The sequence below is a fragment of the Duganella guangzhouensis genome (assembly GCF_009674535.1).
In the GTDB taxonomy this organism is placed as follows: domain Bacteria; phylum Pseudomonadota; class Gammaproteobacteria; order Burkholderiales; family Burkholderiaceae_D; genus Rugamonas; species Rugamonas guangzhouensis.
The window spans coordinates 103,716-128,437 of the sequence record NZ_WKJK01000009.1; the positions used below are offsets into that span (position 1 = coordinate 103,716).

Annotated in this window: 21 protein-coding genes; 15 read left to right on the forward strand and 6 right to left on the reverse strand. The window is 60.3% G+C overall.

The features are described 5' to 3' along the window. Positions 1-10 precede the first annotated feature (10 nt). The gene (locus GJ699_RS18095) at positions 11-1,852 is read right to left on the reverse strand and encodes an acyl-CoA dehydrogenase (RefSeq protein WP_154378791.1); all 1,842 of its coding nucleotides are present in this window, start codon (positions 1,850-1,852) and stop codon (positions 11-13) included. Between the two features lie 5 nt (positions 1,853-1,857). After that, complete coding sequence (locus GJ699_RS18100; protein ID WP_154378793.1) at positions 1,858-3,036, reverse strand: acetyl-CoA C-acyltransferase; 1,179 nt, start codon at positions 3,034-3,036, stop codon at positions 1,858-1,860. Positions 3,037-3,238: 202 nt separating this feature from the next. Here GJ699_RS18100 and GJ699_RS18105 point away from each other — a divergent pair, with 202 nt between their 5' ends. Then, entirely contained in the window at positions 3,239-4,936 is a 1,698-nt protein-coding gene (locus GJ699_RS18105; protein ID WP_154378795.1) for an MFS transporter, read from the forward strand. On the opposite strand, the gene GJ699_RS18110 is transcribed toward GJ699_RS18105, so the two are convergent. After that, entirely contained in the window at positions 4,933-5,859 is a 927-nt protein-coding gene (locus GJ699_RS18110) for a transposase (protein WP_154378797.1), read from the reverse strand. The genes GJ699_RS18105 and GJ699_RS18110 overlap by 4 nt on opposite strands. 111 nt (positions 5,860-5,970) lie before the next feature. Continuing rightward, positions 5,971-8,052 (reverse strand): 3-hydroxyacyl-CoA dehydrogenase NAD-binding domain-containing protein, encoded by a 2,082-nt coding sequence (locus GJ699_RS18115; protein ID WP_154378799.1) that lies wholly within the window; start codon positions 8,050-8,052, stop codon positions 5,971-5,973. 356 nt (positions 8,053-8,408) lie between these two features. Between GJ699_RS18115 and GJ699_RS18125 the strand changes: the two genes are divergently transcribed. The 7 genes from GJ699_RS18125 (at position 8,409) to GJ699_RS18155 (ending at position 15,699) form a co-directional block, all read left to right on the forward strand. Next, entirely contained in the window at positions 8,409-10,106 is a 1,698-nt protein-coding gene (locus GJ699_RS18125; RefSeq protein WP_154378803.1) for a methyl-accepting chemotaxis protein, read from the forward strand. A gap of 2 nt (positions 10,107-10,108) precedes the next feature. Then, the gene (locus GJ699_RS18130; RefSeq protein ID WP_154378806.1) at positions 10,109-10,924 is read left to right on the forward strand and encodes a CheR family methyltransferase; all 816 of its coding nucleotides are present in this window, start codon (positions 10,109-10,111) and stop codon (positions 10,922-10,924) included. Between the two features lie 9 nt (positions 10,925-10,933). Next, positions 10,934-11,506 (forward strand): chemotaxis protein CheD, encoded by a 573-nt coding sequence (locus GJ699_RS18135; RefSeq protein WP_154378808.1) that lies wholly within the window; start codon positions 10,934-10,936, stop codon positions 11,504-11,506. Next, positions 11,499-13,022 carry a chemotaxis protein CheW gene (locus GJ699_RS18140; RefSeq protein WP_154378810.1) on the forward strand — a complete coding sequence of 508 codons (1,524 nt, stop codon included), beginning with the start codon at positions 11,499-11,501 and terminating at the stop codon, positions 13,020-13,022. Before GJ699_RS18135 ends, GJ699_RS18140 begins: the two co-directional genes overlap by 8 nt. 48 nt (positions 13,023-13,070) lie before the next feature. Further along, positions 13,071-13,766 carry a DUF4197 domain-containing protein gene (locus GJ699_RS18145; protein WP_154378812.1) on the forward strand — a complete coding sequence of 232 codons (696 nt, stop codon included), beginning with the start codon at positions 13,071-13,073 and terminating at the stop codon, positions 13,764-13,766. A 75-nt stretch (positions 13,767-13,841) separates the two neighbouring features. After that, positions 13,842-14,294 (forward strand): MarR family winged helix-turn-helix transcriptional regulator, encoded by a 453-nt coding sequence (locus GJ699_RS18150; protein WP_154378814.1) that lies wholly within the window; start codon positions 13,842-13,844, stop codon positions 14,292-14,294. Continuing rightward, complete coding sequence (locus GJ699_RS18155; RefSeq protein WP_229262161.1) at positions 14,287-15,699, forward strand: MDR family MFS transporter; 1,413 nt, start codon at positions 14,287-14,289, stop codon at positions 15,697-15,699. The genes GJ699_RS18150 and GJ699_RS18155 overlap by 8 nt, the downstream gene beginning before the upstream one ends. A gap of 2 nt (positions 15,700-15,701) precedes the next feature. On the opposite strand, the gene GJ699_RS35160 is transcribed toward GJ699_RS18155, so the two are convergent. Together GJ699_RS35160 and GJ699_RS18165 are read right to left on the reverse strand one after the other, a co-directional pair. Beyond that, entirely contained in the window at positions 15,702-17,312 is a 1,611-nt protein-coding gene (locus GJ699_RS35160; protein WP_154378818.1) for a methyl-accepting chemotaxis protein, read from the reverse strand. Between the two features lie 234 nt (positions 17,313-17,546). Next, positions 17,547-19,172 (reverse strand): 3-(methylthio)propionyl-CoA ligase, encoded by a 1,626-nt coding sequence (locus GJ699_RS18165; protein WP_308495524.1) that lies wholly within the window; start codon positions 19,170-19,172, stop codon positions 17,547-17,549. Positions 19,173-19,241: 69 nt separating this feature from the next. On the opposite strand from GJ699_RS18165, the gene GJ699_RS18170 reads away from it, so the two are divergent. The 7 genes from GJ699_RS18170 (at position 19,242) to GJ699_RS18200 (ending at position 24,624) form a co-directional block, all read left to right on the forward strand. Further along, positions 19,242-20,780: a protein adenylyltransferase SelO gene (locus GJ699_RS18170; protein WP_154378822.1), complete on the forward strand. Its 1,539-nt coding sequence runs from the start codon at positions 19,242-19,244 to the stop codon at positions 20,778-20,780. A gap of 14 nt (positions 20,781-20,794) precedes the next feature. Next, positions 20,795-21,193 (forward strand): peptide-methionine (R)-S-oxide reductase MsrB, encoded by a 399-nt coding sequence (gene msrB, locus GJ699_RS18175; RefSeq protein WP_154378824.1) that lies wholly within the window; start codon positions 20,795-20,797, stop codon positions 21,191-21,193. 12 nt (positions 21,194-21,205) lie between these two features. After that, the gene (locus GJ699_RS18180) at positions 21,206-21,835 is read left to right on the forward strand and encodes a septation protein A (protein ID WP_154378826.1); all 630 of its coding nucleotides are present in this window, start codon (positions 21,206-21,208) and stop codon (positions 21,833-21,835) included. Next, positions 21,835-22,116: a BolA family protein gene (locus tag GJ699_RS18185; protein ID WP_154379136.1), complete on the forward strand. Its 282-nt coding sequence runs from the start codon at positions 21,835-21,837 to the stop codon at positions 22,114-22,116. Before GJ699_RS18180 ends, GJ699_RS18185 begins: the two co-directional genes overlap by 1 nt. Before the next feature lie 119 nt (positions 22,117-22,235). Next, positions 22,236-23,012: a peptidylprolyl isomerase gene (locus tag GJ699_RS18190; protein ID WP_154378828.1), complete on the forward strand. Its 777-nt coding sequence runs from the start codon at positions 22,236-22,238 to the stop codon at positions 23,010-23,012. Positions 23,013-23,104: 92 nt separating this feature from the next. Next, positions 23,105-23,881, forward strand: a complete 777-nt coding sequence (locus GJ699_RS18195) for a peptidylprolyl isomerase (RefSeq protein ID WP_154378830.1) — start codon at positions 23,105-23,107, stop codon at positions 23,879-23,881. Between the two features lie 92 nt (positions 23,882-23,973). Beyond that, positions 23,974-24,624: a DNA alkylation repair protein gene (locus GJ699_RS18200; RefSeq protein WP_154378832.1), complete on the forward strand. Its 651-nt coding sequence runs from the start codon at positions 23,974-23,976 to the stop codon at positions 24,622-24,624. Positions 24,625-24,722: the final 98 nt, after the last annotated feature.

Below are 24,722 nucleotides of genomic sequence, written 5' to 3' on the forward strand. Positions count from 1 at the left end.
TCCGCTTGTTCTAAAACCACGCATCCTGCATATCGAGCGTGGTGGTGTCTATGCTGGCCAGCAGTTCCAGCTGCGGCCCGATTTTCGGCAGCTCCCACTGGAAGAAATACCGGCACGCCTGCAGCTTGCCGCGATAGAAATCCGCGTCGCCGTGGTCCAGCGACGCCGCCGCCAGCAAGGCTTGCTGCAGCCAGATCCATGCGACCACCACATGGCCCACCGCTTCCAGATACAGGCTGGCATTGGCCAGCGTCTTGTTCAAATCGCCGACAGCATACAGCTTCTGCGTCACTTGTTCCACCGACTGCCAGGCGTGCTCCAGCGCGGCGGCATGCGCCATCAACTCAGCGCTGAGCGATGCCAGCCCCGGATCGAGCGCATCCGGCGTACCGACGCTGCCGCGCACTTTGCGCACAGTTTTACGCAACTCGGTGCCAAATGCGCGGAACAAGGCGCCATCTTGCAGTGCCACCTTGCGCCCCAGCAGATCCAAGCCGTGGATGCCGTGCGTGCCTTCGTGGATGGCATTCAGGCGGTTATCGCGATAGAACTGCTCAACGTTGTATTCGCGTGTGTAGCCATAGCCGCCATGCACCTGGATCGCCAGACTGTTGGCCTCGACGCACCATTGCGACGGCCAGGACTTGGTGATCGGCGTCAGGAAATCCAGCAGGCGCGCAGCGTGTTCGCGCGCTTCTGGCGTCTCGGCGCTGTGCTGCTCGTCGACCAGGCGGGCACTGAATAGCACCAAGCCCAGACCGCCTTCCACATAAGCCTTCTGCGCCAGCAGCATGCGCCGCACGTCGGTGTGTTCGATGATGCGCAGCTGAGCTTGCGACGCATCCTTTTGCGCCGGATGCCGGCCTTGCGGACGGTTGCGCGCATAATCCAGCGCGTGCAGATAGCCGGTATAGCCCAGCACGGCCGCACCGAGGCCAACGCCGATGCGCGCCTCGTTCATCATGTGGAACATATTGGCCAGACCCTGGCCCGGCTTGCCGACCAGATAGCCAATGGCGCCGTCCCGCTCGCCGAAGTTGAGCAGGCAGTTGGTGGTGCCGCGATTGCCCATCTTGTGGTTCAGTCCGGCTAGCGCGACGTCGTTGCGCTCGCCCAGGCTGCCGTCGTCGTTGACCAGAAACTTCGGCACGATGAACAGCGAAATGCCTTTGACGCCTGGAATCAGCTTGCCGTCCTCGCCCGGAATTTTGGCCAGCACCAGGTGGATGATGTTCTCGGCCAGCTCATGCTCGCCGCCCGAAATCCACATCTTGTTGCCCTTGAGGCGATATTGCGCCTCGCCGTCCGGCAGCGCGCGGGTGGAGATGTCCGACAGGCTGGACCCGGCTTGCGGCTCCGACAAACACATGGTGCCGAAGTAGCGCCCTTCCAGCATTGGCTCGACGAAGCGGCGAATCTGATCCGGCGTGCCGGTCTTGAGCAAAGTGTTGGCATTGCTCATGGTGAGGAAGGTGTAGGCCGAGGTGGCGACGTTGGCGGCGGTGAAATAAGCGGCCAGCGCCTTTTCAACCACCACCGGCAATTGCATGCCGCCACGTTCGAAATCCTGACCGGCCGCCATCAGGCCGGCGGCGGAGAAAGCGTCCAGCGCCGCCTTCACCTCGGGGATGATGCGCACCGCGCCGTCGACCACATGCGGTTCGTTGGCATCCGCCTTCTTGTTGTGCGGGGCGAACAGCTCGGTGGCCAGACGCTCGGCGGTATCGAGCGCGGCGTCGAACGTTTCTCGGTTGTGTTCCTGGAAGCGGGGCCGCTTGGTCAGCGCCTCCGCATCCAGCCACTCATACAGCATAAACGCCAGATCGCGGCGCGACAGAATGAGCGAGTCCATGCGGCTTACACCACTTCGAACAGACCTGCCGCTCCCTGGCCACCACCGATACACATGGTGACCACCACATATTTGACGCCACGGCGCTTGCCTTCGATCAGCGCGTGACCGACCAGGCGCGCACCCGATACGCCGTAAGGGTGACCGACCGCGATCGCGCCGCCATTGACGCTGAGGCGATCCATCGGAATGCCCAACGTGTCGGCGCAGTACAGTACCTGCACCGCAAACGCCTCGTTCAACTCCCACAGGCCAATGTCTTCAACCTGCAAACCAGCCTTCTTCAGCAGCTTGGGAATCGCAAACACCGGACCGATACCCATCTCGTCCGGCTCGCAGCCGGTCACCGCGAAGCCGCGGAACACGCCCAGCGGCTGCAAGCCCTTGGCGGCGGCGGTCTGGGCGTTCATCACAATCGCCATCGAACCACCATCAGAGAACTGGCTGGCGTTGCCGGCGCTGATGACGCCGCCCGGCACCGCAGTGCGGATCTTGGACACGCCTTCGTAAGTGGTATCGGCGCGGATGCCTTCGTCGGCGGCAATCGTCACCTCGCGCGACAGCAGTTGGCCGCTGGCCTTGTCGGCCACGCCCATCACCGTGGTCATCGGCACGATCTCGGCATCGAACAGGCCGGCGGCCTGGGCGGCGGCGGCACGCTGCTGGCTTTGCACGCCATACTGATCCTGACGCTCGCGGCTGATGTTGTAGCGCTTGGCGACGGTTTCGGCCGTCTGCAGCATCGGCCAATAGATTTCCGGCTTGTGCTGCGACAGCCAGACTTCCTTATACATATGCAGATTCATTTCCTGCTGCACGCAGGAAATCGACTCGACGCCGCCGGCGGCATAGATATCGCCCTCGCCAGCGATGATGCGCTGGGCAGCGGTGGCGATGGTTTGCAGGCCGGACGAGCAGAAGCGGTTGATGGTCATGCCGGCGGTGGTCACCGGACAACCGGCGCGGATCGCGACCTGACGCGCGATATTGCCGCCGGTAGCGCCTTCAGGATTGGCGCAGCCGACCAGCACGTCCTCGACCTCCCCCGCCTCGATGCCGGCACGCTGTATCGCCGCCTGCAGCACATGGCCGCCAAGGGTGGCGCCATGCGTCATATTGAACGCGCCTTTCCACGATTTGGCCAGGCCGGTGCGGGCGGTAGAAACAATGACGGCATCTATCATGGGAGTCTCCTATAGTGAATGTGTTATACAAACCAGAATAGCATACATTTAGTACGGTCGTTCGCAAATTTAATTTGTAAGTTTGGCGTAAGTTTGGTGCAAGTATCCCGTAAGGTTAGCGCTACACACTGAAATCAAGCTGACGAAGTATTAACTATCTCAGCCGGGGACTGATTCCTAAAAAAACCAAAGGAGACACATCATGGCAAATTCAGGTACGGCGGACACCCGCAACCTACCCAAGCAAGCCACGCCGATGACCGCCGAGGAGCGCAAAGTGATCTTTGCATCCTCGCTGGGCACGGTTTTCGAGTGGTATGACTTTTATTTGTACGGCTCGCTCGCGCCGATCATCGCCAAACAGTTCTTTATTGGCGAACCGACCACCACCTTCATTTTCGCGCTGCTGGCGTTCGCCGCCGGCTTCATCGTGCGTCCGTTCGGCGCCGTCGTGTTCGGCCGCCTGGGCGACATGATCGGCCGTAAATACACCTTCCTGGTGACCATCCTCATCATGGGCGCCTCCACCTTCATTGTCGGCCTGTTGCCGGGGCATGCGGCGATCGGCATCGCCGCGCCGATCATCCTGGTCGGGCTACGCATCCTGCAAGGTCTGGCGCTGGGCGGCGAATACGGTGGCGCGGCCACCTACGTGGCCGAACACGCGCCGCACGGCAAGCGTGGCGCGTTCACCGCGTGGATTCAGACCACCGCCACGCTGGGCCTGTTCCTGTCGCTGCTGGTGATTCTGGGCACCCGTACCGCCGTCGGCGAGGAAGCGTTCAACGCCTGGGGCTGGCGCGTGCCGTTCCTGGTGTCGGTGCTGCTGCTGGGCATTTCGGTGTGGATCCGCCTGTCGATGAACGAATCCCCCGCCTTCGCCAAAATGAAAGCCGAGGGTAAAACCTCGAAAGCCCCGCTGAGCGAAGCGTTCGGCCAATGGAAAAACCTGAAAGTCGTGATCCTGGCGCTGATCGGCCTGACCATGGGCCAGGCGGTGGTGTGGTACACCGGCCAGTTCTACGCCCTGTTCTTCATGACCCAGGTGCTGAAGATCGACGGCGCCAACGCCAACATCATGACCGCGCTGTCGCTGGCGCTGGCCACCCCGTTCTTCATCATCTTCGGCATGCTGTCGGACAAAATCGGCCGCAAATGGATCATCCTCGGTGGCTGCGTGCTGGCTGCCGCCACCTACTTCCCGCTGTTCGGCGCCCTGACCCACTACGGCAATCCGCAGCTGGAAGCGGCGCTGAAAAACTCGCCGGTGGTAGTGTATGCCGATCCAGCGTCGTGCAACTTCCAGTTCAACCCGACCGGCCAGAAGAAATTCACCTCCTCGTGCGACATTGCCACCAGCATCCTGTCGAACGCCTCGGTGAACTACACCAAGCAAGACGCGCCGGCTGGCAGCGTGGCCAAGATCAAAGTGGGTGACAAGGAAATCAACACCTTCAACGCCGTGCTGACCGCCGACGGCCTGAACTTCGACAAAGCCTCGAAAGACGCCGACGCCGCACTGAAAAAAGACGTCGCCGCCGCAGTGAAGGCCGCCGGCTACCCAGCCAAGGCCGACGAAGCGCAGATCAACAAACCGATGGTGGTGCTGATCCTGTTCGTGCTGGTACTGTACGTGACCATGGTGTACGGCCCGATCGCCGCCATGCTGGTCGAAATGTTCCCGACCCGCATCCGCTACACCTCGATGTCGCTGCCCTACCACCTGGGCAATGGCTGGTTTGGCGGCCTGCTGCCGACCATCTCGTTCGCGCTGGTCGCGTTCAAGGGCGACATCTACTACGGCCTGTGGTATCCGATCGTCATCGCCGTAATCACCGCCATCATCGGCGCCCTGTTCGTCGGCGAAACCAAAGACAACGACATCTACGCCGGCGACTAACCCCCACCGCCCCCACCAAGCCGCCCACGGGCGGCTTTTTTGTATCCGGGGTCAATCCTCCCAATCGCACACGAGCTGGACTGTAGTTCGGCTTCCACGCGGCGGATGATACGGCTGATGGTGCTCTTCGACACGCCGAAGTAGCTGGCGAGTTGGGTCATGGTGTAGGCGGTGGAGTGGTAGGCGGCTGTGATGGCGCTGTCGCGGTCCGCACTGCTTGCACGGTATTCATCGAGCGACAGGGCTAGCGCGCGGCGGTGTTCTTTCTTTACCTCGGCCAAAGCAGCCTCCGGTCTCGGCTGGCGATGGCGCGCTACGAAGGCATCGTCGCCTAGCAGCAGTTGGTGACGAAGTTGCTTCAGTGGGCTGTCCATGCCGATGCCGGCGCCGACGAAGCGTTTGTAGGCGTCGATGGCTTGCTGTTGGGAATCGGCAAACACCTCCAGCATCCAGCGGGTTTGCAACCACGCGGGAGACTGTCGCTCCTGAATCATGTAAGCGTAACTGCTCCAAGGCCAGCCATCCACCGTGGCAACCATACCCGCCCGCACCGGATTCAGCACCACATAGCGCGCCAGCTCGCGCAGATGATTGTCCTTCTGAACCAGCACCGCCGTGTAACGTCCCTGGAACAAATGGCCGACCACCTCATGCCGCCGGTTGAAATACTGCGAATACTGCGCATTCAGCTGCCGCATGCCGTCCGACAAATTCGGCTCGCTGGTCTCGATCAGCACATGGTAATGATTACCCATCAGGCAAAAGCCGTGCACCGAAAAAGCGAAGCGCGCGCAAATCCGCGCCAGTATGTCCAGCCAGACGAAGCGATCGGTATCGTCGAGATAAATGGCCTGACGCCGCTGACCACGCGAGGTCACGTGGTAGACGGCGCCGGCAAATTGCAGTCGTAGTAGTCGGCTCATAAGGGGCAAGATACCCCGCAATCGCCGGGCGGATCATGAGCCGCATCAGTCCCCCAATCATTCACTAGCGCAGAGGCCGTGTGTGATTGGGAGGATTGACCCCGGATACAATTAGCTGTTGAAGCCTTTGTTTTCGGCGGCGAGTTTGAGCAGCAGCGGGGCTGGTTTCCATGCCTGGCCTTGGTGGCCCTGGGCGTAGCGGTTCATGGCGCTGAGCACGTTCGGCAGGCCGACGGTGTCGGCGTAGAACATCGGGCCGCCGCGGTATAGCGGGAAGCCGTAGCCGGTCAGGTAGACCATGTCGATGTCGGAGGCGCGCAGGGCGATGCCTTCTTCCAGGATCAGCGCGCCTTCGTTCACCAGCGAGTACACCAGCCGTTCGACGATTTCCTGGTCGCTGATTTTGCGCCGGGTGATGCCAAGGTCGGCCGAGTGCTGGACGATCATGGCGTTGACTTGCTCGTTCGGATACGCTTTGCGGTCGCCCGCTTTGTAGTCGTACCAGCCGCCACCGGTCTTCTGGCCGTAGCGCCCCATTTCGCACAGCAGGTCGGCGGTTTTGGAGTAGCTGATCTCCGGCTTTTCGACATAGCGCCGCTTGCGGATGGCCCAGCCAATGTCGTTGCCAGCCAGGTCGCCCATGCGGAACGGTCCCATCGCAAAGCCAAACTTCTCGGCGGCTTTGTCGACCTGCTCCGGCAACGCGCCCTCTTCCAGCAGGAAGCCGGCCTGACGGCTGTATTGTTCGATCATGCGGTTGCCGATGAAGCCGTCACACACGCCCGATACCACGCCGGTTTTCTTCAGTTTCTTGGACAGCGCCAGCGCGGTGGCCAACACATCTTTCGCAGTCTCTTTGCCACGCACGATTTCCAGCAGTTTCATGACGTTGGCCGGCGAGAAGAAGTGGGTGCCGATCACGTCTTGCGGACGCTTGGTGAAGGCGGCGATCTTGTCGACATCCAGCGTGGAGGTGTTGGTGGCCAGGATGGCGCCCGGTTTCATCACCTCGTCCAGCTTGCGGAACACAGTTTCCTTGACGCTCAGCTCTTCGAATACGGCTTCCACCACGATGTCGGCATCGCCGATCTCTTCGTAGGACAGCGTGCTGCTCAGCAGGCCCATGCGCTGGTCCAGTTTTTCCTGCGTCAGCTTGCCCTTTTTCAGGGTGTTTTCGTAGTTCTTGCGGATGGTGGCGATGCCTTTGTCCAGCGCTTCCTGTTTGGTTTCCAGCAGCTTGACCGGAATGCCGGCGTTCAGGAAATTCATGGCGATACCGCCGCCCATCATGCCGGCGCCGATGATGGCGGCCGATTTGATGGCACGTACCGGTGTATTCGCCGGCACATCCGGCACTTTGCTGGCGATGCGCTCGGCAAAGAAGGCATGACGCAGCGATTTCGATTCGCTGGTCTGAATCAGGTGCATAAAGCGTTCGCGCTCGAATTTCAGGCCGTCTTCAAACTTCATGGTGACCGAGGCGGCCACGGTTTCCACGCACTCCAGCGGTGCCGGGAACGGACCGGCCATGGCTTTGACGGTGTTGCGCGAGAATTGCAGGAAAGCTTCGTGGTTCGGATAGTCCACCTTGCGGTCGCGCACTTTCGGCAGCGGACGCACATCGGCGATTTTTTCCGCAAAGGCGATCGCCGATTGCAGCAGGTCGGCATCGGCCGCATACAGTTCGTCGAACAGCGCCGGCAGCTTTTCCGACGGCACCGGGTTGCCGGACACGATCATGTTCAGCGCCGGCTCCAATCCCAGCACGCGCGACAGGCGCTGGGTGCCGCCGGCGCCCGGCAGCAGGCCCAGTTTGACTTCCGGCAGCGCGATCTGCGCGCCCGGCAGCGCCACCCGGTAATGACAGCCCAGCGACAGTTCCAGCCCGCCACCCATGCAGACGGTGTGGATGGCGGCAATCACCGGCTTGGTCGAGCTTTCGGCGGTGGCGATCAGCGTGTGCAGATTCGGCTCGGTCATCGCCTTGGGGCTGTTGAATTCCTTGATGTCGGCACCGCCCGAGAACGCCTTGCCGGCGCCGGTGATGATGATGGCCTTGACCGCGTCGTCGGCCAGCGCGCGCTGTATGCCTTGCACGGCGGCGGTGCGGGTTTCCAGTCCCATGCCGTTGACCGGCGGATTGTTCAGGGTGACGACGGCCACGGTGCCGTGCACTTGATATTCAGCAGTCATTGTCTCGTTCCTTATGGTTTTAGTGGTGAGGTACGCCATCCACTATACCGCATAAAAAGAACGATCGTGTTTTTATTTTTATGACACGGAAGCAGCGTCTGCGCAGCGCGCGATTTTGAATGCGGCGACAGCTCTTTGTAACGCCGCGAACATAAGCACAATCATGTTGCTACAAACGGACAGCCGAGCCAAGTTATATAGTGCTCGGCTTGCCTCAGATTTAAATAAAAGAAATAATTACAGAAGCACGAACATATATTCCCCACCCCCGAATATTAAAACAAATCTCACCAAATACCACGTTAAATAAATAACTTGATATTTGGACCACATTATATTTGACAGGGATCCCCCCAATGAACGCTCCTAGCCAGGTCATTCAAACTCAGGACATCGAACTTCAAGCCATCCACGCCGCGCTCAACCGCGTGCAGGCGGTGATTGAATTTGACCTGGAAGGCAAGATTTTGCACGCGAACGAGAACTTCTTGCGTGCCATCGGCTACACGCTGGCCGAGGTTCAGGGCCGTCATCACTCGATGTTCTGCGAGCCGGAGTATGCCGCTAGCCCCGCTTACAAACAATTCTGGGCCGGCCTGGCAGCGGGCGAGTACGACCACGGCGAATACAAGCGCATCGCCAAGGGCGGCCGCGAGATCTGGATCAACGCGTCCTACAACCCCATCATGGACGCCGATGGCAAGCCTTACAAAGTCATCAAATTCGCCACTGACATCACCGACAGCCGCATGCGCAACGCCGAATACGAGGGCAAGGTCAGCGCCATCAGCAAGGCCCAGGCCGTGATCGAGTTCGATATGCAGGGCCATGTGCTTTCCGCCAATGATAATTTCCTCGATGTCATGGGTTACTATCTGGATGATATTAAAGGCGAGCATCACCGCATTTTCTGCGACCCGGAATTCGCCGCCAGTGCCGAATATAAACGTTTCTGGCAAAAACTGAATCGTGGCGAATTTGACAGCGGTCGCTATAAACGTCTTGGCAATAATAAAAAAACAGTATGGATTCAAGCCACTTATAATCCGATTCTGGATTTAAATGGCAAACCTTACAAAATAGTGAAATTCGCAACCGATATTACCGCCCAAGTGGCGCTGGAAGAGTCGGTGGCGGCCAAAGCCAAGGCCGACGGCGACAAGATCGCCCGCCTGCTGGAGTCGGTCGCGTTGGCCGCCAATGGCGACCTCACCAGCAAAGTGCTGGTCGAGGGCGACGAGCCGCTGGACCAGCTGGCCGAAGGCATCAGCAAGATGATTGCCGACCTGCGCAAGGTGATCAGCGACGTGGTGATGTCCGCCAGCGGTCTGGCCGATGCCTCCACCACCATTTCCGAGCGCTGCAACGGCGTCGCGGTCGGCACCCAGGCGCTGGGCGCCACGGTGGAAGAAATGAACGCGTCGATCGACGGCCTGACCAGCTCGATCAACACCATCGCCGGCAATACCTCGGACGCCGACGCCATGGCCAAGTCGACCCAGCACGAAGCGGAAGTCGGCGCCAAGGCGGTCGCCAAGTCGATCGAAGCCATGGACTTGATCAACCGCTCGTCCGAAGATATCGGCGAAATCGTCAAAGTCATCAGCGACATCGCCAACCAGACCAATATGCTGGCCTTCAACGCCGCGATCGAAGCCGCGCGCGCCGGCGAGCACGGGCTGGGCTTCTCGGTGGTGGCGGACGAGGTGCGCAAGCTGGCCGAGCGCTCGTCGCAGGCCACCAAGGAGATTTCCAAGCTGATTAACGAGTCGGTCAAGCGGGTGTCCGCCGGCAGCGAGATTTCGCGCCAGGCCAGCGACGCCTTCGACAAGATTCTGGTCGGCGTGGTCAAGACCACCAATGCCATTTCCGACATTTCCAAAGCCACCAACGAGCAGCTGCTCACCGCGCGCGAAGTCAGCACCGCGGTGCAATACATCGCCGAGGAGGCCGAAAAATCGGCCGCCGCCTGCGATAGCATCGCCCGCTCGACCGAAGGGCTGAATCAGCGCGCCGGCGACTTGAATAAAACCGTAGCCGGCTTCGCGGTGTAATCATGGATGCCGGCGGTTTCCCCCCCGCGACGCTGAGCGCGCTGATCGCGCTGGTGCGCAAGCACACGGGCATCGCGATGACCGAGCGCAAAAGCGTGCTGCTGGAGCGGCGTCTGCGTCCGCGCGTGCAGGCCTTGAACCTCAGCAGTTACCAGGCATATCTGGACAAGGTGGAACAGGATCGGGCCGAAGTACCGCATTTTATCGACCTGGTCACCACCAACGACACGCTGTTTTTCCGCACCCCGCAGGTATGGGATTACGTGGAAAAAGAGTTCCTGCCCAAGTGGTGGAGCGAACACCAGGGCCAGAAGCTGAAAATCTGGTCGGCGGCGGCCTCCAGCGGCGAAGAGCTGTATTCGATGGCCATCCTGTGCGAGGAATTCCTGGAATCGCATCCAGGCTTCAGCTACCAGATCCATGCGACCGATATTTCGCGCCAGATCCTGGCGCTGGCGCGTGACGGCCAGTACACCGGCCGCTCCGTCGAACGCATCCAGTCCACGCATCCGGACTGGGTAAAAAAATACTTCCGCCCCAGCGCCAACGGGCTGCGGGTGGTGGATGCACTGAAACGCAATGTGGAGCTGGCCCAACATAACCTGCTGACTCCGTTAAAGCCTGCCAGACAGTTTGACCTGGTGTTTCTGCGCAATGTACTGATCTATTTTGACCAGGAACAGCAGCAGATCATCCTCCAGCAAGCACGTCCGAGCATGGCACCCCACGCCATCATGATAGTGGGTGAATCCGAATCGATCTCTGGCCTCAACACCGCCTACCAGTTCGACCGGCCGATGATATATCGAATGGAATAGGCGGTCGACATGCAAGCCACACTCAATCCCACCCTGCCCCTGCCCTATGGCACACCGTTGCCATGGCCGGAACCGGAGCCCCGTCAACGCAGCGATAGCCCGCGCGCGCCGTTGCAGGTGGCCATGGGCCAGCTGAAAATCGGCACCCGCACCGAGCAGTTGCAAGCGCTGCTGGGCTCCTGCGTCGGCATCGGCTTCATCTGGAAAAAGCGCGGTATCTGCGGGCTGGCGCATTGCCTGCTGCCGGAATGCCCGCAAATGGAAGATGAATTCGGCGCCCGCTACGTCAACCAGGCGGTGCCGTCGCTGCTGCGCCTGATTGGCGCCACCCCGGCCGACTACGCGGATATCGAAGTGATTCTGGCCGGCGGCGCCACCATGCTGAATGTCTGCTCCAGCCGGTTGCAGATCGGCCAGCAGAACGCCGACGCGGCGCGCAAGCATTTGCGCAAGCGCGGCCTGAACGTCAGCTATTGCCGCATCGGCGGCAAGTGCGGCCGCACCATCAATATCGATTGCGCCAGCATGACGTGTTCGGTCCAGGAAATTATCGCCACTTGCGCGGAGAATACCCATGCCTGATGCGTCGTCTGCCGTCCCTTGCACCGAATTGTTTGGCTCGTTTGTCCTTGGTGACGATGAGTTCGCCCTACCCGCCAGCTGCTTCCGCGAGGTGGTCAATTATCCGGACAAGGTGTCGGCGCTGCCGCTGTCGCCGCGCTTTCTCGAAGGGATTTTTACGCTCCGCGGCAGCGTGATCCCGGTGGTCAATCTGGGCCGGGTGTTCAACCCGGACGCGCGCGCCGCCCAGCCGACCGACAAGATCGCCATCCTTGATTATCACGGCGTGCTGATCGGTATTCTGTTCGACGCCACCGGCGAGATTCTGCGCGTGCGGCCCGAACAGCGCAGCACGCTCAGCTACACGGACGGCGAGCAGCCTGGCGTGGTGGCAGGCACCATCCTGCTTGACCATGGCACCCGGCTGGTACAAGTATTGAATCCGGACGCGCTGGTGCGCATCGAGAACGTGCCGCAAGTGCTGGCGCTGCAATGCAACGACCAGTTGACCCAGCGTCGCCACGGCGAGCGCCGCCAGTGCGTCAGCTTCCGCGCCGGCGACTCCTCGTTTGCGTTTGAAATGCGGGCGATCCAGGAAATTATCCGCGTGCCCGAGCTGCAACCGTCGGTGCTGAACAGCGCCTTGTGCCTGGGTCGCATCAACTTCCGCGGCAGCCCGGTGGCGGTGGTGGATTTTGCCACCCTGCTCAACGCCGGCACTGGCGACAACCGGGTGCGCAGTGATGACAGCGACCAGCGCATCATCGTTGCCCGCATCGACGATGCCACCATCGGCTTCCTGGTCGATTCGGTCGACAATATCGTCAATTTCTACGGCGAGGAAGTGATGCCGATTCCGATGCTGAGCAAGGCACGGGCCGGCATGTTTGCCGGCTGCCTGTCCAAGCCGGAGCTGGGCGACATCTTCCTGCTCGACCATCAGAATATCTTTTCCAGCAATGAAATCAAGGAGATGCGCGCCGGTCACGCCAATCTCTATCCGAAGGACGAGGCCCAGCTGGCGCGCAACGATGCACGCGATGCGCGTCGCACCCAGCGCAAGGTCTACATCACCTTCGCGTTGGAAAACCGCTATGCGGTGGAAATCAAGCAAGTGCGCGAGATTATCGACCTCAGCGTGAGCGACATCACGCGCCCGCCCGGCCTGCCGGCCTTTATGCGCGGCATGATGAATCTGCGCAAGCAGATGGTGACCGTGATCGACCTGCGCGGCCTGTACGATATGCCGCCGCTGGAGGACACCTCGCAAGCCAAGATCCTGGTGGTGGACCGTGGCGACGATTGTTACGGCCTGATGGTGGACGCGGTGGAAAACATCATGACCATCGAAGACAGCAAGCGCTACGGCGCGCCCAAGATGATGCGCAATCCGAATGCGCACGGCGACCCGCGCGCCGAAATGGATGAGGTCATCAATATCGACGGTGCCGACGGCGCGCAGCAAACCCTCAGCGTATTCGAATGCAACCGCCTGCTGGAACGTCTGACCCAGGAGATTCCCGCGCTGGCCACTTGACCGCCGCAGGAGTACAGTAGCGTTATTGTTAACTTGAACGCCACTGCCATGACCATCTCGCGCCGCGCCCTCGTCCTGTTGTTCCCCCTGAGCCTGCTGGCCGCCAGCGTGCAGGCGCTGTCGTTGGACGATATCAGCAACAAGGATGCCTCCGGCGGCCTGAAGGCGGCGCTGGAAGCCGGCTCCAATCAGGCGGTCAGCAAGCTAGGTGCCGAGGGCGGCTTCCTCAACAACGACAAAGTGCGCATCCCGCTGCCCAAGATCCTGGAACAAGCCCGCCCCATTCTCAAGATGACCGGCAAGGCCCAGCAGCTGGACGATCTGGTGGTGCAGATGAACCACGCCGCCGAATCGGCGGTGCCGATGGCCAAGCCGCTGCTGCTGGACGCGGTTAAATCGATGAGCATCAGCGATGCCAAGAACATCCTCACCGGTGGCGAGACCTCGGTCACCGATTTCTTCCGCTCCAAAACCCAGGACAAGCTAGCGGTACAGTTCCTGCCGGCGGTCAAAAAAGTCACCGACCGCTCCGGCCTGGCCACCAAGTACAACTCGGTGATGAGCCTGGCGCCGAAAATCGGTGTGCTGCCCAAGGAACAGGCCACGGTGGAAGGCTACGTCACCCAGCGCGCGCTGGACGGCCTGTACACCATGATTGCCGAGGAAGAAAAAGCCATCCGCGCCGATCCGATCGGCACCGGCAGCAAGCTGATCGGCAAAGTATTCGGCGCGCTGCGCAACTGATTTTCTGAACACCCGCTTGCGATACGCGGGTGGCTAGTCTAATATGGATAGGTAGCCTACCTATATTAGTTGACCATGACATCAGAAATCCCCCAATACGCGGTCGAGCTGGCGGATGAGCTGCGGCTGGCGCTGCATCACGCCTTCCGCCGCATCCGCCAGGAAAGCGACGACGATCCCTCCGGCCTGAGCTTGCAGCAAAAGCTGCTGCTGTCTCACATCAGCCTGCAACCCGGCATCGGCGTGGCCGAGCTGGCGCGCATGGAAAAGCTGCGCGGACCGACCATGAGCGGCCATATCAAGACGCTGGAAAACAGCGGCCTGGTGCGGCGTTCTCCGCCCGATCCCGAGGACCGCCGCCGCAACGGCGTCGAGCTGACCGAACACGGCCTGGCGGTGCTGGAAGCGATCCGCGCCCGCCGCCGCGACTGGCTGGCACGCAAACTATCCCAACTTCCGCCCGAAGGCGCCACCGCGCTGCGCCAGGCGCTTATATATCTGCAGCAGATAGGCAATGACGATGACTGAAACAACTGTGAACGCGGCACTGATCCGCAAAATCTATATGGGCCTGGTCATCATGATCGGCCTGGCGGCGCTGGACCAGAGCATTGTGGCAACCGCGCTGCCGCGCATCGTCGACGAGCTGGGCGGCATGACCCATCTGTCGTGGGTGGTGACGGCCTATGTGCTGGCCTCCACCGCCGTGATGCCGCTGTACGGCAAGCTGAGCGATCAGTATGGCCGCAAGCCGCTGCTGTACACCGCCATCATCACTTTCCTGATCGGCTCGGCGCTGTGCGGGCTGGCGCAGAATATGGTCGAGCTGATCGCCTTCCGCGCCATCCAGGGGCTGGGCGCGGGCGGCTTCATGCCGCTGGCGCAGATTGTCATTGGCGACCTGATTCCGCCGGCCGAGCGTGGCAAGCGCCAGGGCAGCATCGCCGCCGTCTATGCGCTGACCAGCGTGCTCGGCCCGGTGCTGGGCGGGCTGCTGACCGATTGGCTGTCGTGGCACTGGATTTTCTACGTCAATCTGCCGGTGGGCGCGGTGGCGCTGTATGTGATCGCCAAATCGTTGCCACACGACAAGCCGCATCACGCCCACAAGATCGATTACCTCGGCTCGGTGCTGCTGACCGGCGCGGTGACGGCGGCGCTGCTGGTGCTGGCGCTGGGCGGCACTGAATGGGCCTGGCAATCGCGCGAGCTGTTGTACACGGCACTGCTGGCGCTGGCGATGATCGCGCTGCTGCTGTGGCATGTGCGCCGCGTGCCGGAGCCGGTGTTGCCGCCGGATCTGTTCCAGAATCGCGTGTTCAACGTGGCCAGCGTGGTGCTGGCGCTGACCTTTGTCGGCATGATGGGCTCCAGCGTGTTCTTCCCGCTGCTGTTTCAAATGGTGATGGGCGCCAGTCCGGCCAGTTCCGGCCTGCTGACCATGCCAATGATGGTGGGACTGATTATCTCGTCGACGCTGAACGGTCGCGTGCTGGGCAAGACCGGCCGCTACAAGCCGGCCCAGGTGCTGGGGCTGGCGCTGGCGACGCTGTCGTTTGGGGTGCTGGCCTGGGGCATTTCCAGCGCGGCCGGCTATGGTGTGCTGGAGCCGGCCATCTTCGTGCTGGGTGCCGGGCTGGGTCTGGTGATGCCGAATATGACGATCGCGGTGCAGAATTCGCTGCCGGCGATGCGGCGCGGCGTCGGCACTGCGATGCTGGGTTTTTTCCGCTCGCTGGGCGGGCTGATCGGCGTGACCGGTTCCGGCGCCATCCTGGCGCAGCAACTGCACGGCCAGGCGGCGACGGCGGGTTTGTACCGCCATGCGATTGGTAATGTCTTTACGGTGGGGACGGTGATGGTGGGCCTGGGCTTGCTGATGCTGGCCCTGCTGCCCGAGCTGCCGATGGCAACCCGGGCGTCTGCAAAATAAGCTTAGTGTTCCAGCGCCAGCGCCGGGCGGCGCAACGGGCCACGGCCGCCACCCAGACGGTGCGTGGACTCGCGATCCAGCTTGAAGGTGCTGACCATCTCTTCCAGCTGGGCCGCCTGCTCTTGCATGGCATTGGCGGCCGCTGCCGCCTCTTCCACCAGCGCCGCATTCTGCTGCGTCACTTCATCCATCGACACGATGGCCTGGTTGATCTGGTTGATGCCCTCGCTCTGCTCCTCGCCGGCGATCATAATTTCCGTCATGATGCTGGTGACACGTTCCACGCTACTGACAATCTCATTCATGGTGGCGCCGGCCTTGTCCACCAGCTGCGTGCCGGCATCCACCTGCTCCACCGACGCCGTAATCAGCTCCTTGATTTCCTTGGCCGCCGCCGCCGAACGCTGCGCCAGATTACGCACCTCGGTCGCCACCACCGCGAAACCACGGCCCTGCTCACCGGCGCGCGCCGCTTCCACCGCCGCATTCAGCGCCAGAATATTGGTCTGGAACGCAATCCCATCGATCACGCCAATGATGTCGGCAATCTTGCGCGACGAAGTGTTGATGGTGCCCATGGTATCCACCACCTGCGACACCAACTGACCACCCTTGCCAGCCACATCCTGCGCGCTCAGCGCCAGTTGATTGGCCTGACGGGCGTTGTCAGCGTTCTGACGCACGGTCGAGGTCAGCTCTTCCAGCGACGACGCGGTTTCCTCCAGCGCGGCCGCCTGGTTCTCGGTACGGCGCGACAGATCCAGGTTGCCCGAAGCGATCTCGGCACTGGCGGTGGCAATCGCGCTGCTGCCGCTGCGGATGCTGCTGACGGTGTTGGACATCTGGTCCTGCATCTTGATCAGGCCGCCCATCAGCTTGCCCATCTCATCCTGACGCTCAACGCTGATGTGGTTGGCCAGATTGCCGGCGGCGATCTGGTCGAAGTGGCCCAGTGCCTGCTCCAGCGGACGCAGAATCGCCGCCAGCAGACGCACCGCCGAAAACACCAGTAAAGCCGCGCCCAGCACCAGCGCAATCGTGAAGCCCTTGGTGAAGCCGCCGAAGAACGACTGGCTGTCGTCATAGTGCTCTTTGGCCGAGGTCATTTGATACTGTTCCAGCTTGTTCGAAGCGGCGTCAAAAATGCCGAACTGGGCCGACAGCGTCTTCATCGACAGTTCGTCGATCTTGGCGCTGTCCTGGGCGCGCAGCGCGCTCATCAGCGCGCGCAGCTCGTTGACGTACAGCGCGCGCTTGCCGTCCAGATCCTTGGCCAGCACTTTTTCTTCGTCGCCCAGCGGCAGATCAAGGTAAGCTTTCCACGCTTTATCGGCGTCCTGCATGAAACCATCGGCGCGGCCCAGGGTTTTCTCCAGATCCGCCGCTTCCGGATGGAACACGCCACGGTCGATCACGAAACGGGCGCGGTTGAGGAAGTTCTTGGCGGCGCCCAGCGCGATGGTCGACGCCATCTGGTTCGAATACACGTCTTTCAGTGCGTAGTTGACGGTGTTCATGCCGAAGATACTGACACCGCCGAGGCCGAGCAGCAGTGCTCCCAGTAAGGTCATGGTGGCGATCAGGCGCGTGCGAATGGTTATGCTGTTGAACATATCTTTTTTCTCGTATGTATAAAGAATGGACCGGGAGCGCCGGAAGCTGTCATCACGGGGATCTGCCCGTCGGGGGGTGCGCGCCTGGGTGGCCGAAGTGGCTCTATTAATGCCGTAAGGCAATAATGTACGAGAAAAGTAGTTCGGGGTCAAACCATTTATTTGTGAATTAACCTAGTTTCATGCCACAGAGCAACAAACCCGGCGTCTGGCCGGGTTTGATTTTGCAAGCCACTATGCTGTGGGCAGGCGGTAATCGCGATATTGCTCGCGCAGCTTGTTTTTCTGGATCTTGCCGGTGCCGCCGACCGGCAGCGCGTCGGCAAACACCACATCGTCCGGCAGCCACCATTTGGCGATCTTGCCGTCGAAGTGGGCCAGCAGTTGATCCCGGCTCAGTTCAGCACCCGGCTTGCGTACCACCACCAGCAAGGGCCGCTCATCCCATTTGGGATGCGACACACCGATGCAGGCGGCCTGCATCACCGCAGGATGCGACATCGCGATGTTTTCCAGGTCGATGGTGCCGATCCACTCGCCGCCGGATTTGATGACGTCCTTGGCGCGGTCGGTGATCTGCATGAAGCCGTCCGGGTCGATGGTGGCGACGTCGCCGGTCGGGAACCAGCCGTCCTCCAGCACCTCGCCGCCCTCGCCCCTGAAATAGCTGGCGATAATCCACGGCCCCTTGACCAGCAGGCTGCCGGAATGCACGCCATCCCACGGCAATTCCTGCCCCAGCTCGTCGACGATTTTCATGTCGACACCGAAGATGGCGTGGCCTTGCTTTTGCAGGATCTTGCGCTGCTCTTCCTTCGGCAGCGCCATATGCTTGCTCAGCAGGCCGCCGGTGGTGCCCAGCGGCGACATTTCGGTCATGCCCCAGCCGTGAATGACTTCAACGCCGAACTCGTCGATCAGCGTATTCATCATCGCCGGCGGACAGGCCGAGCCGCCAATCACGGTGCGGCGGAAGGTCGAGAACTTGAGCTGGTTTTGCATCGCATAGTTAATCAGGCCCAGCCAGACTGTCGGCACGCCGGCCGAGAAGGTCACGCCCTCCTTCTCCATCAGCTCGTAGACCGATTTGCCGTCCAGCGCCGGGCCGGGGAAGACCATCTTGGCGCCGGACAGCGGCACCGAATACGGCAAGCCCCAGGCGTTGACGTGGAACATCGGCACCACCGGCATGACGGCGTCGCGCGAGGACACATTCAGCACGTTCGGCAAGGCCGATGCGTAGGCGTGCAACACCGTCGAACGGTGCGAGTACAACGCGCCTTTGGGGTTTCCGGTCGTGCCGGATGTGTAACAGAGTGTAGCGGCGGCGTTCTCGTCGAAGCTCGGCCAGGCGTATTCTTCGGACTGGGCGGCCAGCAAATCCTCGTAGCACAGCAGATTCGGAATCTTGCTGTCGGCCGGCATGCGGTCGGCCGCGCCCAGCAGTATCCAGCCCTTAACCGTCTGGCAGTGTGGCGCGATGGCCTCGATCAAGGGCAGGAAGCAGAAGTCGAACAGCAGGTATTGGTCTTCGGCATGGTTGCAGATATAGGCCAGTTGCTCAGGATGCAACCGCGGATTGATGGTGTGCAGCACCGCACCGCTGCCGGACACGGCGTAATATGCTTCCAGGTGACGGTAACCATTCCAGGCCAGCGTGGCCACGCGCTCGCCGCTTTGCACGCCCAGCGCCCGCAGCGCGTTGGCCAACTGGCGGGCGCGCCGGGCGCAGTCGCGGAAAGTGTAGCGGTGCAGATCGCCTTCCACCCGCTGCGAGACGATCTCACTATTGGCGTAATGGCGGGCGGCAAATTCAAGGATGCTTGAGATCAGCAAGGGCTGATCCATCATCTGTCCCATCAGCATGCGGGAGTCTCCGTTGGTAGTGATTATTGGCCCGAGTGTGGTGCGCCGCTCCACCCAGCGTCAATGCTTTTCGATGCTGCACTGCCGCATCGCCGGCCTGCGGTAAAATCCGAGCCTGGCTTATTCTCGATTGGAACCATCATCACTGCCGCTAACCTGCCGCTGGACAATTCGTTTGCGTCCTTGCCGCCTGCTTTCTATACCCGGTTGATGCCTACTCCGCTGCCCGCGCCCTATCTGGTGGGCGTCAGCGCGCCGGCGGCGCAGCTGATCGGGCTGACACCGGATGACGTCGCCGCCAGCCTCGACATCCTGATCGGCAACGCCGTGCCCGAGCGCGCGCAGCCGCTGGCGGCCGTGTATTCCGGCCATCAGTTCGGCGTTTGGGCCGGCCAGTTGGGCGACGGCCGCGCCATCCTCTTTGGCGATGTCGCCGGTGCCGACGGGCCGCTGGAACTGCAATGGAAAGGCGCTGGCCTGACGCCCTACTCGCGCATGGGCGACGGCCGCGCTGTGCTGCGCTCGTCGATTCGCGAATTCCTGTGCTCGGAAGCCATGCATGCGCTGGGCATTCCGACCTCGCGCGCGCTGTCGGTGGCCGGTTCGGACCAGGGCATCATCCGCGAAACCATGGAAACCGCCGCTGTGGTGGTGCGCATGGCGCCCAGCTTCGTGCGCTTTGGCTCGTTCGAGCACTGGTACTACCGCAAGCAGACCGATCAACTGAAAGTGCTGGCCGATTACGTCATCGACCGCTTCTATCCGGCGCTGCGCGACGCCGAAAATCCCTACGCCGCGCTGCTGGAAGAAGTCACGCGCCGGACCGCGCACATGATCGCGCAGTGGCAGGCGGTCGGCTTCATGCATGGCGTGATGAACACCGACAATATGTCCATCCTCGGCCTGACGCTGGATTACGGCCCTTACGGCTTCATGGAAGCCTTCGACGCCAACCACATTTGCAACCACACCGATCAGCAAGGTCGCTATTCCTACGCCAACCAGCCGCAGATCGGCCACTGGAATTGCTACGCACTGGCGCAGGCCATGCTGCCGCTGATCGGTGACGTCGAGGCCACGCAGGCCGCGCTGGACGTCTATCAACCCGAGTTCGGCAGCAAGATGGACGAGCTGCTGCACGCCAAGCTGGGCCTGACCATGCTGGATGAGCATTTCGAGGCCGACCGCACGCTGTTCGACGACCTGTTTGCCATCTTGCCGGGTGTGGACTTCACGCTGTTCTTCCGCCGCCTGAGCGGGGTGCGCGCGGCCGATGCCGGCGGCGACGAGCCGCTGCGCGATCTGTTTATCGACCGTCCCGCTTTCGACGCCTGGGCCGAGCGCTACCGCGACCGCCTGCGCGCCGAAGCAAGCGACGACGTCAAACGCGCGGTTGCGATGAATCAAACCAACCCCAAATACGTGCTGCGAAACTATCTGGCCCAGGTGGCCATTGAAAAAGCGCAGAATAAGGACTTTTCCGAGCTGGAGCGGCTGCTAAAGGTGTTGCAGCGCCCCTACGACGAACAGCCCGAACACGAGCAATACGCCGCCTTGCCGCCGGACTGGGCAAGCCACTTGGAAGTTAGCTGTTCTTCTTAAGCGAGAAATAAGCCATGAGCAATAAAGTTGCCAAAACCGACGCCGAATGGCGTACCCAACTGGACCCGATGGAGTATCAAGTCACGCGCCACGCCGCCACCGAACGCGCTTTCACCGGCAAGTTCTGGGATCACCACGAACCGGGCATCTACACCTGCGTATGCTGCAACACGCCGCTGTTCCGCTCCGACACCAAGTTTGATTCCGGTTGCGGCTGGCCCAGCTATTTCGAACCGATCGATCCGGCCAACGTGATCGAAAAAGTGGACCGTTCGCATGGTATGCTGCGCACAGAGACCATTTGTGCCGTGTGCGACGCCCACCTCGGCCATGTATTCCCGGACGGCCCGCCGCCAACCGGCCTGCGTTATTGCATCAACTCGGCGTCTCTGCGCTTTGACCCACAAGACTAATAAAACCACATCATGAAATTCCTCTTCGACCTGATCCCGGTATTGCTGTTCTTCGGCTCGTACAAAATGGCCGGCTGGAATGCCGAGGCAGCCCAGCATTTCATCAACACCCATATGAGCGGCATGATTTCCGGTGGCTCGGTGACGGCGGAACAGGCGCCGATCGTGATCGCCACCCTGGTCGGCATCCTGGCCACGATGGCGCAGATCGCCTGGATCAAGCTGCGCGGGCGCAAGGTCGATGGCGTGCTGTGGTTGTCGCTGGGCATGTTTGTCGTGTTTGGCGGCCTCACCATCTACCTGCACGACGAGGATTTCATCAAATGGAAGCTGAGCATCGTCTACTGGATCTTCGCGGCCGGCCTGTTGATCAGCGACCTGGTGTTTAAAAAGAACCTGATGCGCCAATCGATGCAGGAAATCATCGATTTGCCGGAAGCCATCTGGAGCCGTTTGAATCTGGCCTGGATCGCATTCTTCAGCTTCATGGGCGTACTGAACTGGTATCTGGCATTTGTGCTGTTTAAAGGAAATACCGACGCCTGGGTGAATTTCAAAGCCTTTGGTTCGACCGGCATCATGTTCGTATTTATTGTTGGGCAGACGATTTATTTGTCGCGCCATATCAAGGACCAGGCATGATGAGCCAGATTCAAGATACCCGCCTGGAGCGCATGCGCGCCCGCTTCACCGACAAGCTGCAGCCGCTGGAACTGGTGGTCGACGACGACTCCGCCGCGCATGCCGGCCATGCCGGCGCCGCCTCTGGCGGTGGCCACTACAACGTCAGAATTGTTTCGTTACAATTCGAAGGGCTTAAACTCGTCACAAGACATCGACTCGTGTATGATTCTGTGCACGATATGATGCATAAAGAAATTCATGCATTGGCCATTACCGCATTGGCTCCGTCCGAAGTATGATGGAGCGCTGGATCGGGGATGGCCTGATCGGCTTTTAAAATAATTGAAGACAAAGACGGATTACAGTCCAACCCCATCCAGGTATTTTCGCTATAACTTTCCCCTTACAGGAATTAATAATGACCTTCAAGCCAGCCAAGTTGCTGATTGCACTTCTCGTTGTCGCTGTACCAGCTTTTGCGCAAAACGTTGCCGTGGTTAACGGCAAAGCGATCCCGACCTCGCGCGTGGACGCCATCGTCAAGCAAGTTGTGGCCCAAGGCCAGCAGCCAGATTCGCCACAGCTGCGCGATATGATCAAGAAAGACCTGATCAGCCGCGAAGTGCTGATGCAAGAATCGGACAAGCAAGGCTACGCCAAGAGCGCCGACGTCAAAACCGCGATCGAAAATGCCCGCCAAGCCATCATGATCAATGCTCTGCTGGCTGAATACGTGAAGAAAAACCCGGTCACCGACGCTGAAATCAAGGCGGAATACGACAAAGCCGTGGCCGCCAATGGCGACAAGGAATACCACGTGCGCCACATCCTGCTGGGCACCGAAGCCGAAGCCAACGACGTGATCGCCAAGATCAAGGCTGGCGCCAAGTTCGAAGACCTGGCCAAGCAGTCGAAAGACACCGGCTCGGCAGCCAACGGCGGCGATCTGGACTGGGCTGTGCCTGCCTCGTTCCCACCAGTGTTCTCGCAAGCTTTCGTGACCCTGCAAAAAGGCCAGGTCACCGAGAAGCCAGTGCAGACCCCGAACGGCTGGCACGTGATCAAAGTGGACGACATCCGTCAAGCCAAACTGCCAACCCTGGAAGAAGCCAAACAGCAAATTGGCGAAGGTCTGGTACAGCGTAAAGTACAGGCTTACCAGGAAGAACTGGTAAAGAAGGCAAAAGTACAGTAATGTTATGAAAGGCGGCGCCCTGCGGGGCGCCGTTTTTGATTCCGCGTTGGTATCATGCACCCTCAAGTGTATTTTTTATAGGATTTAAATAAATGATGTTGAAGCCAGCCCGTCTGATGTTAGCCCTGGTCGCTATCGTTGCCGCTCCAGCTTTCGCGCAAAACGCCGCGACCGTTAATGGCAAAGCCATTCCAGCCGCCAAGGTTGATCAAATGGTCAAACAAGTGGTTGCCCAGGGTCAGCAGCCGGATTCGCCGCAACTGCGCGATGCGGTTAAAAAAGAACTGATCTCCCGCGAAGTCATGCTGCAGGAAGCAGATAAACAGGGTTATGGCAAAAAGCCGGAAGTCACCGCCGCGATTGATAATGCGCGTCAAAGCATTATTATCAATGCCATGCTGGCTGATTATGTGAAAAAGAATCCGGTAAAAGACGCTGAAATCCAGGCTGAATACGACAAATATAAAGCCGCTGTCGGTCCAAACGAATATCACTCGCGTCATATTCTGGTGGCCACCGAACAGGAAGCGAAAGACATTATCGCCAAGCTGAAAGCTGGCGGCAAATTCGAAGAACTGGCCAAAGTATCGAAAGACGGTTCGGCCAATAATGGCGGCGACCTTGGCTGGATGTCCCCAGCTAAACTGGTGAAACCATTCGCCGACGCCATGGTGGCACTGAAAAACGGCCAGATCACCGAAACCCCGGTGAAAACCGAATTCGGCTACCACGTGATCAAACTGGAAGAATCGCGCCCGACCAAGTTCCCTTCGTTCGACGAAGTGAAAGGCCAGATCGCCGAAGGTCTGCAACAGCGCAAGATCGTCGCCTACCGCGAAGAACTACTGAAGAAAGCCAAGATCCAGTAAGCTGGACCCGCTCCAAGGAAGCGCCTGCATGCAGGCGCTTTTTTTACGCCCTTTGCAGACTCGAAACTGGCTTATACAAGCCAACAACTAGCATGAAACCTGACTTCCTGGCCGACCTCAACGCCCTGCTCACCTCTGTCATCGACAATGACCGTGCGCCCGCCATGCGCGCCTACATGCGCGACCAGTTCGACTTCCTCGGCATCGGAACGCCGGACCGCCGCGCCGCCGCCAAGCCGCTGTTGCGCACTCTCAAAGGCCAGAACCTGCTGACGTACGCCAGCGCGCTGTGGCAACTGCCGCAGCGCGAATATCAATACATCGCGCTGGATTTACTGGCGTTGCATCATCGGGAATTATCGGCGGCGGATATCCCCGCCTTAATGGTACTGATACAGAATAAACCGTGGTGGGATACAGTGGATGCCATGGCCGGCATTATTGGCGACGTACTGCGGTATCAGCACGATTATATGGATGAAGTGCTGCGTGATTCAAATATGTGGATACGCCGCATCGCCATACTGCACCAACTAGGCTGGCGCGATAAAACAGATGAAGCCCGCTTATTCGATTATGTACTGACCTGCGCCCACGAAAAAGAATTCTTCATTCAAAAAGCCATCGGCTGGGCATTAAGAGATTATGCCCGTCATGCTCCCGACGCCGTACGCATATTCACCCACAAACAAAAAGAGCGGCTCGCGCCGCTCTCTTTCCGTGAGGCGAATAAACACCTCTAATGTCCAGCACGTGTCCACTTCGGGGTCAGTTCCAAAAATCGGACATCGAATCGCGTACGATCCAATGTCCATTTTTTAGAACTGACCCCGAATAGGGG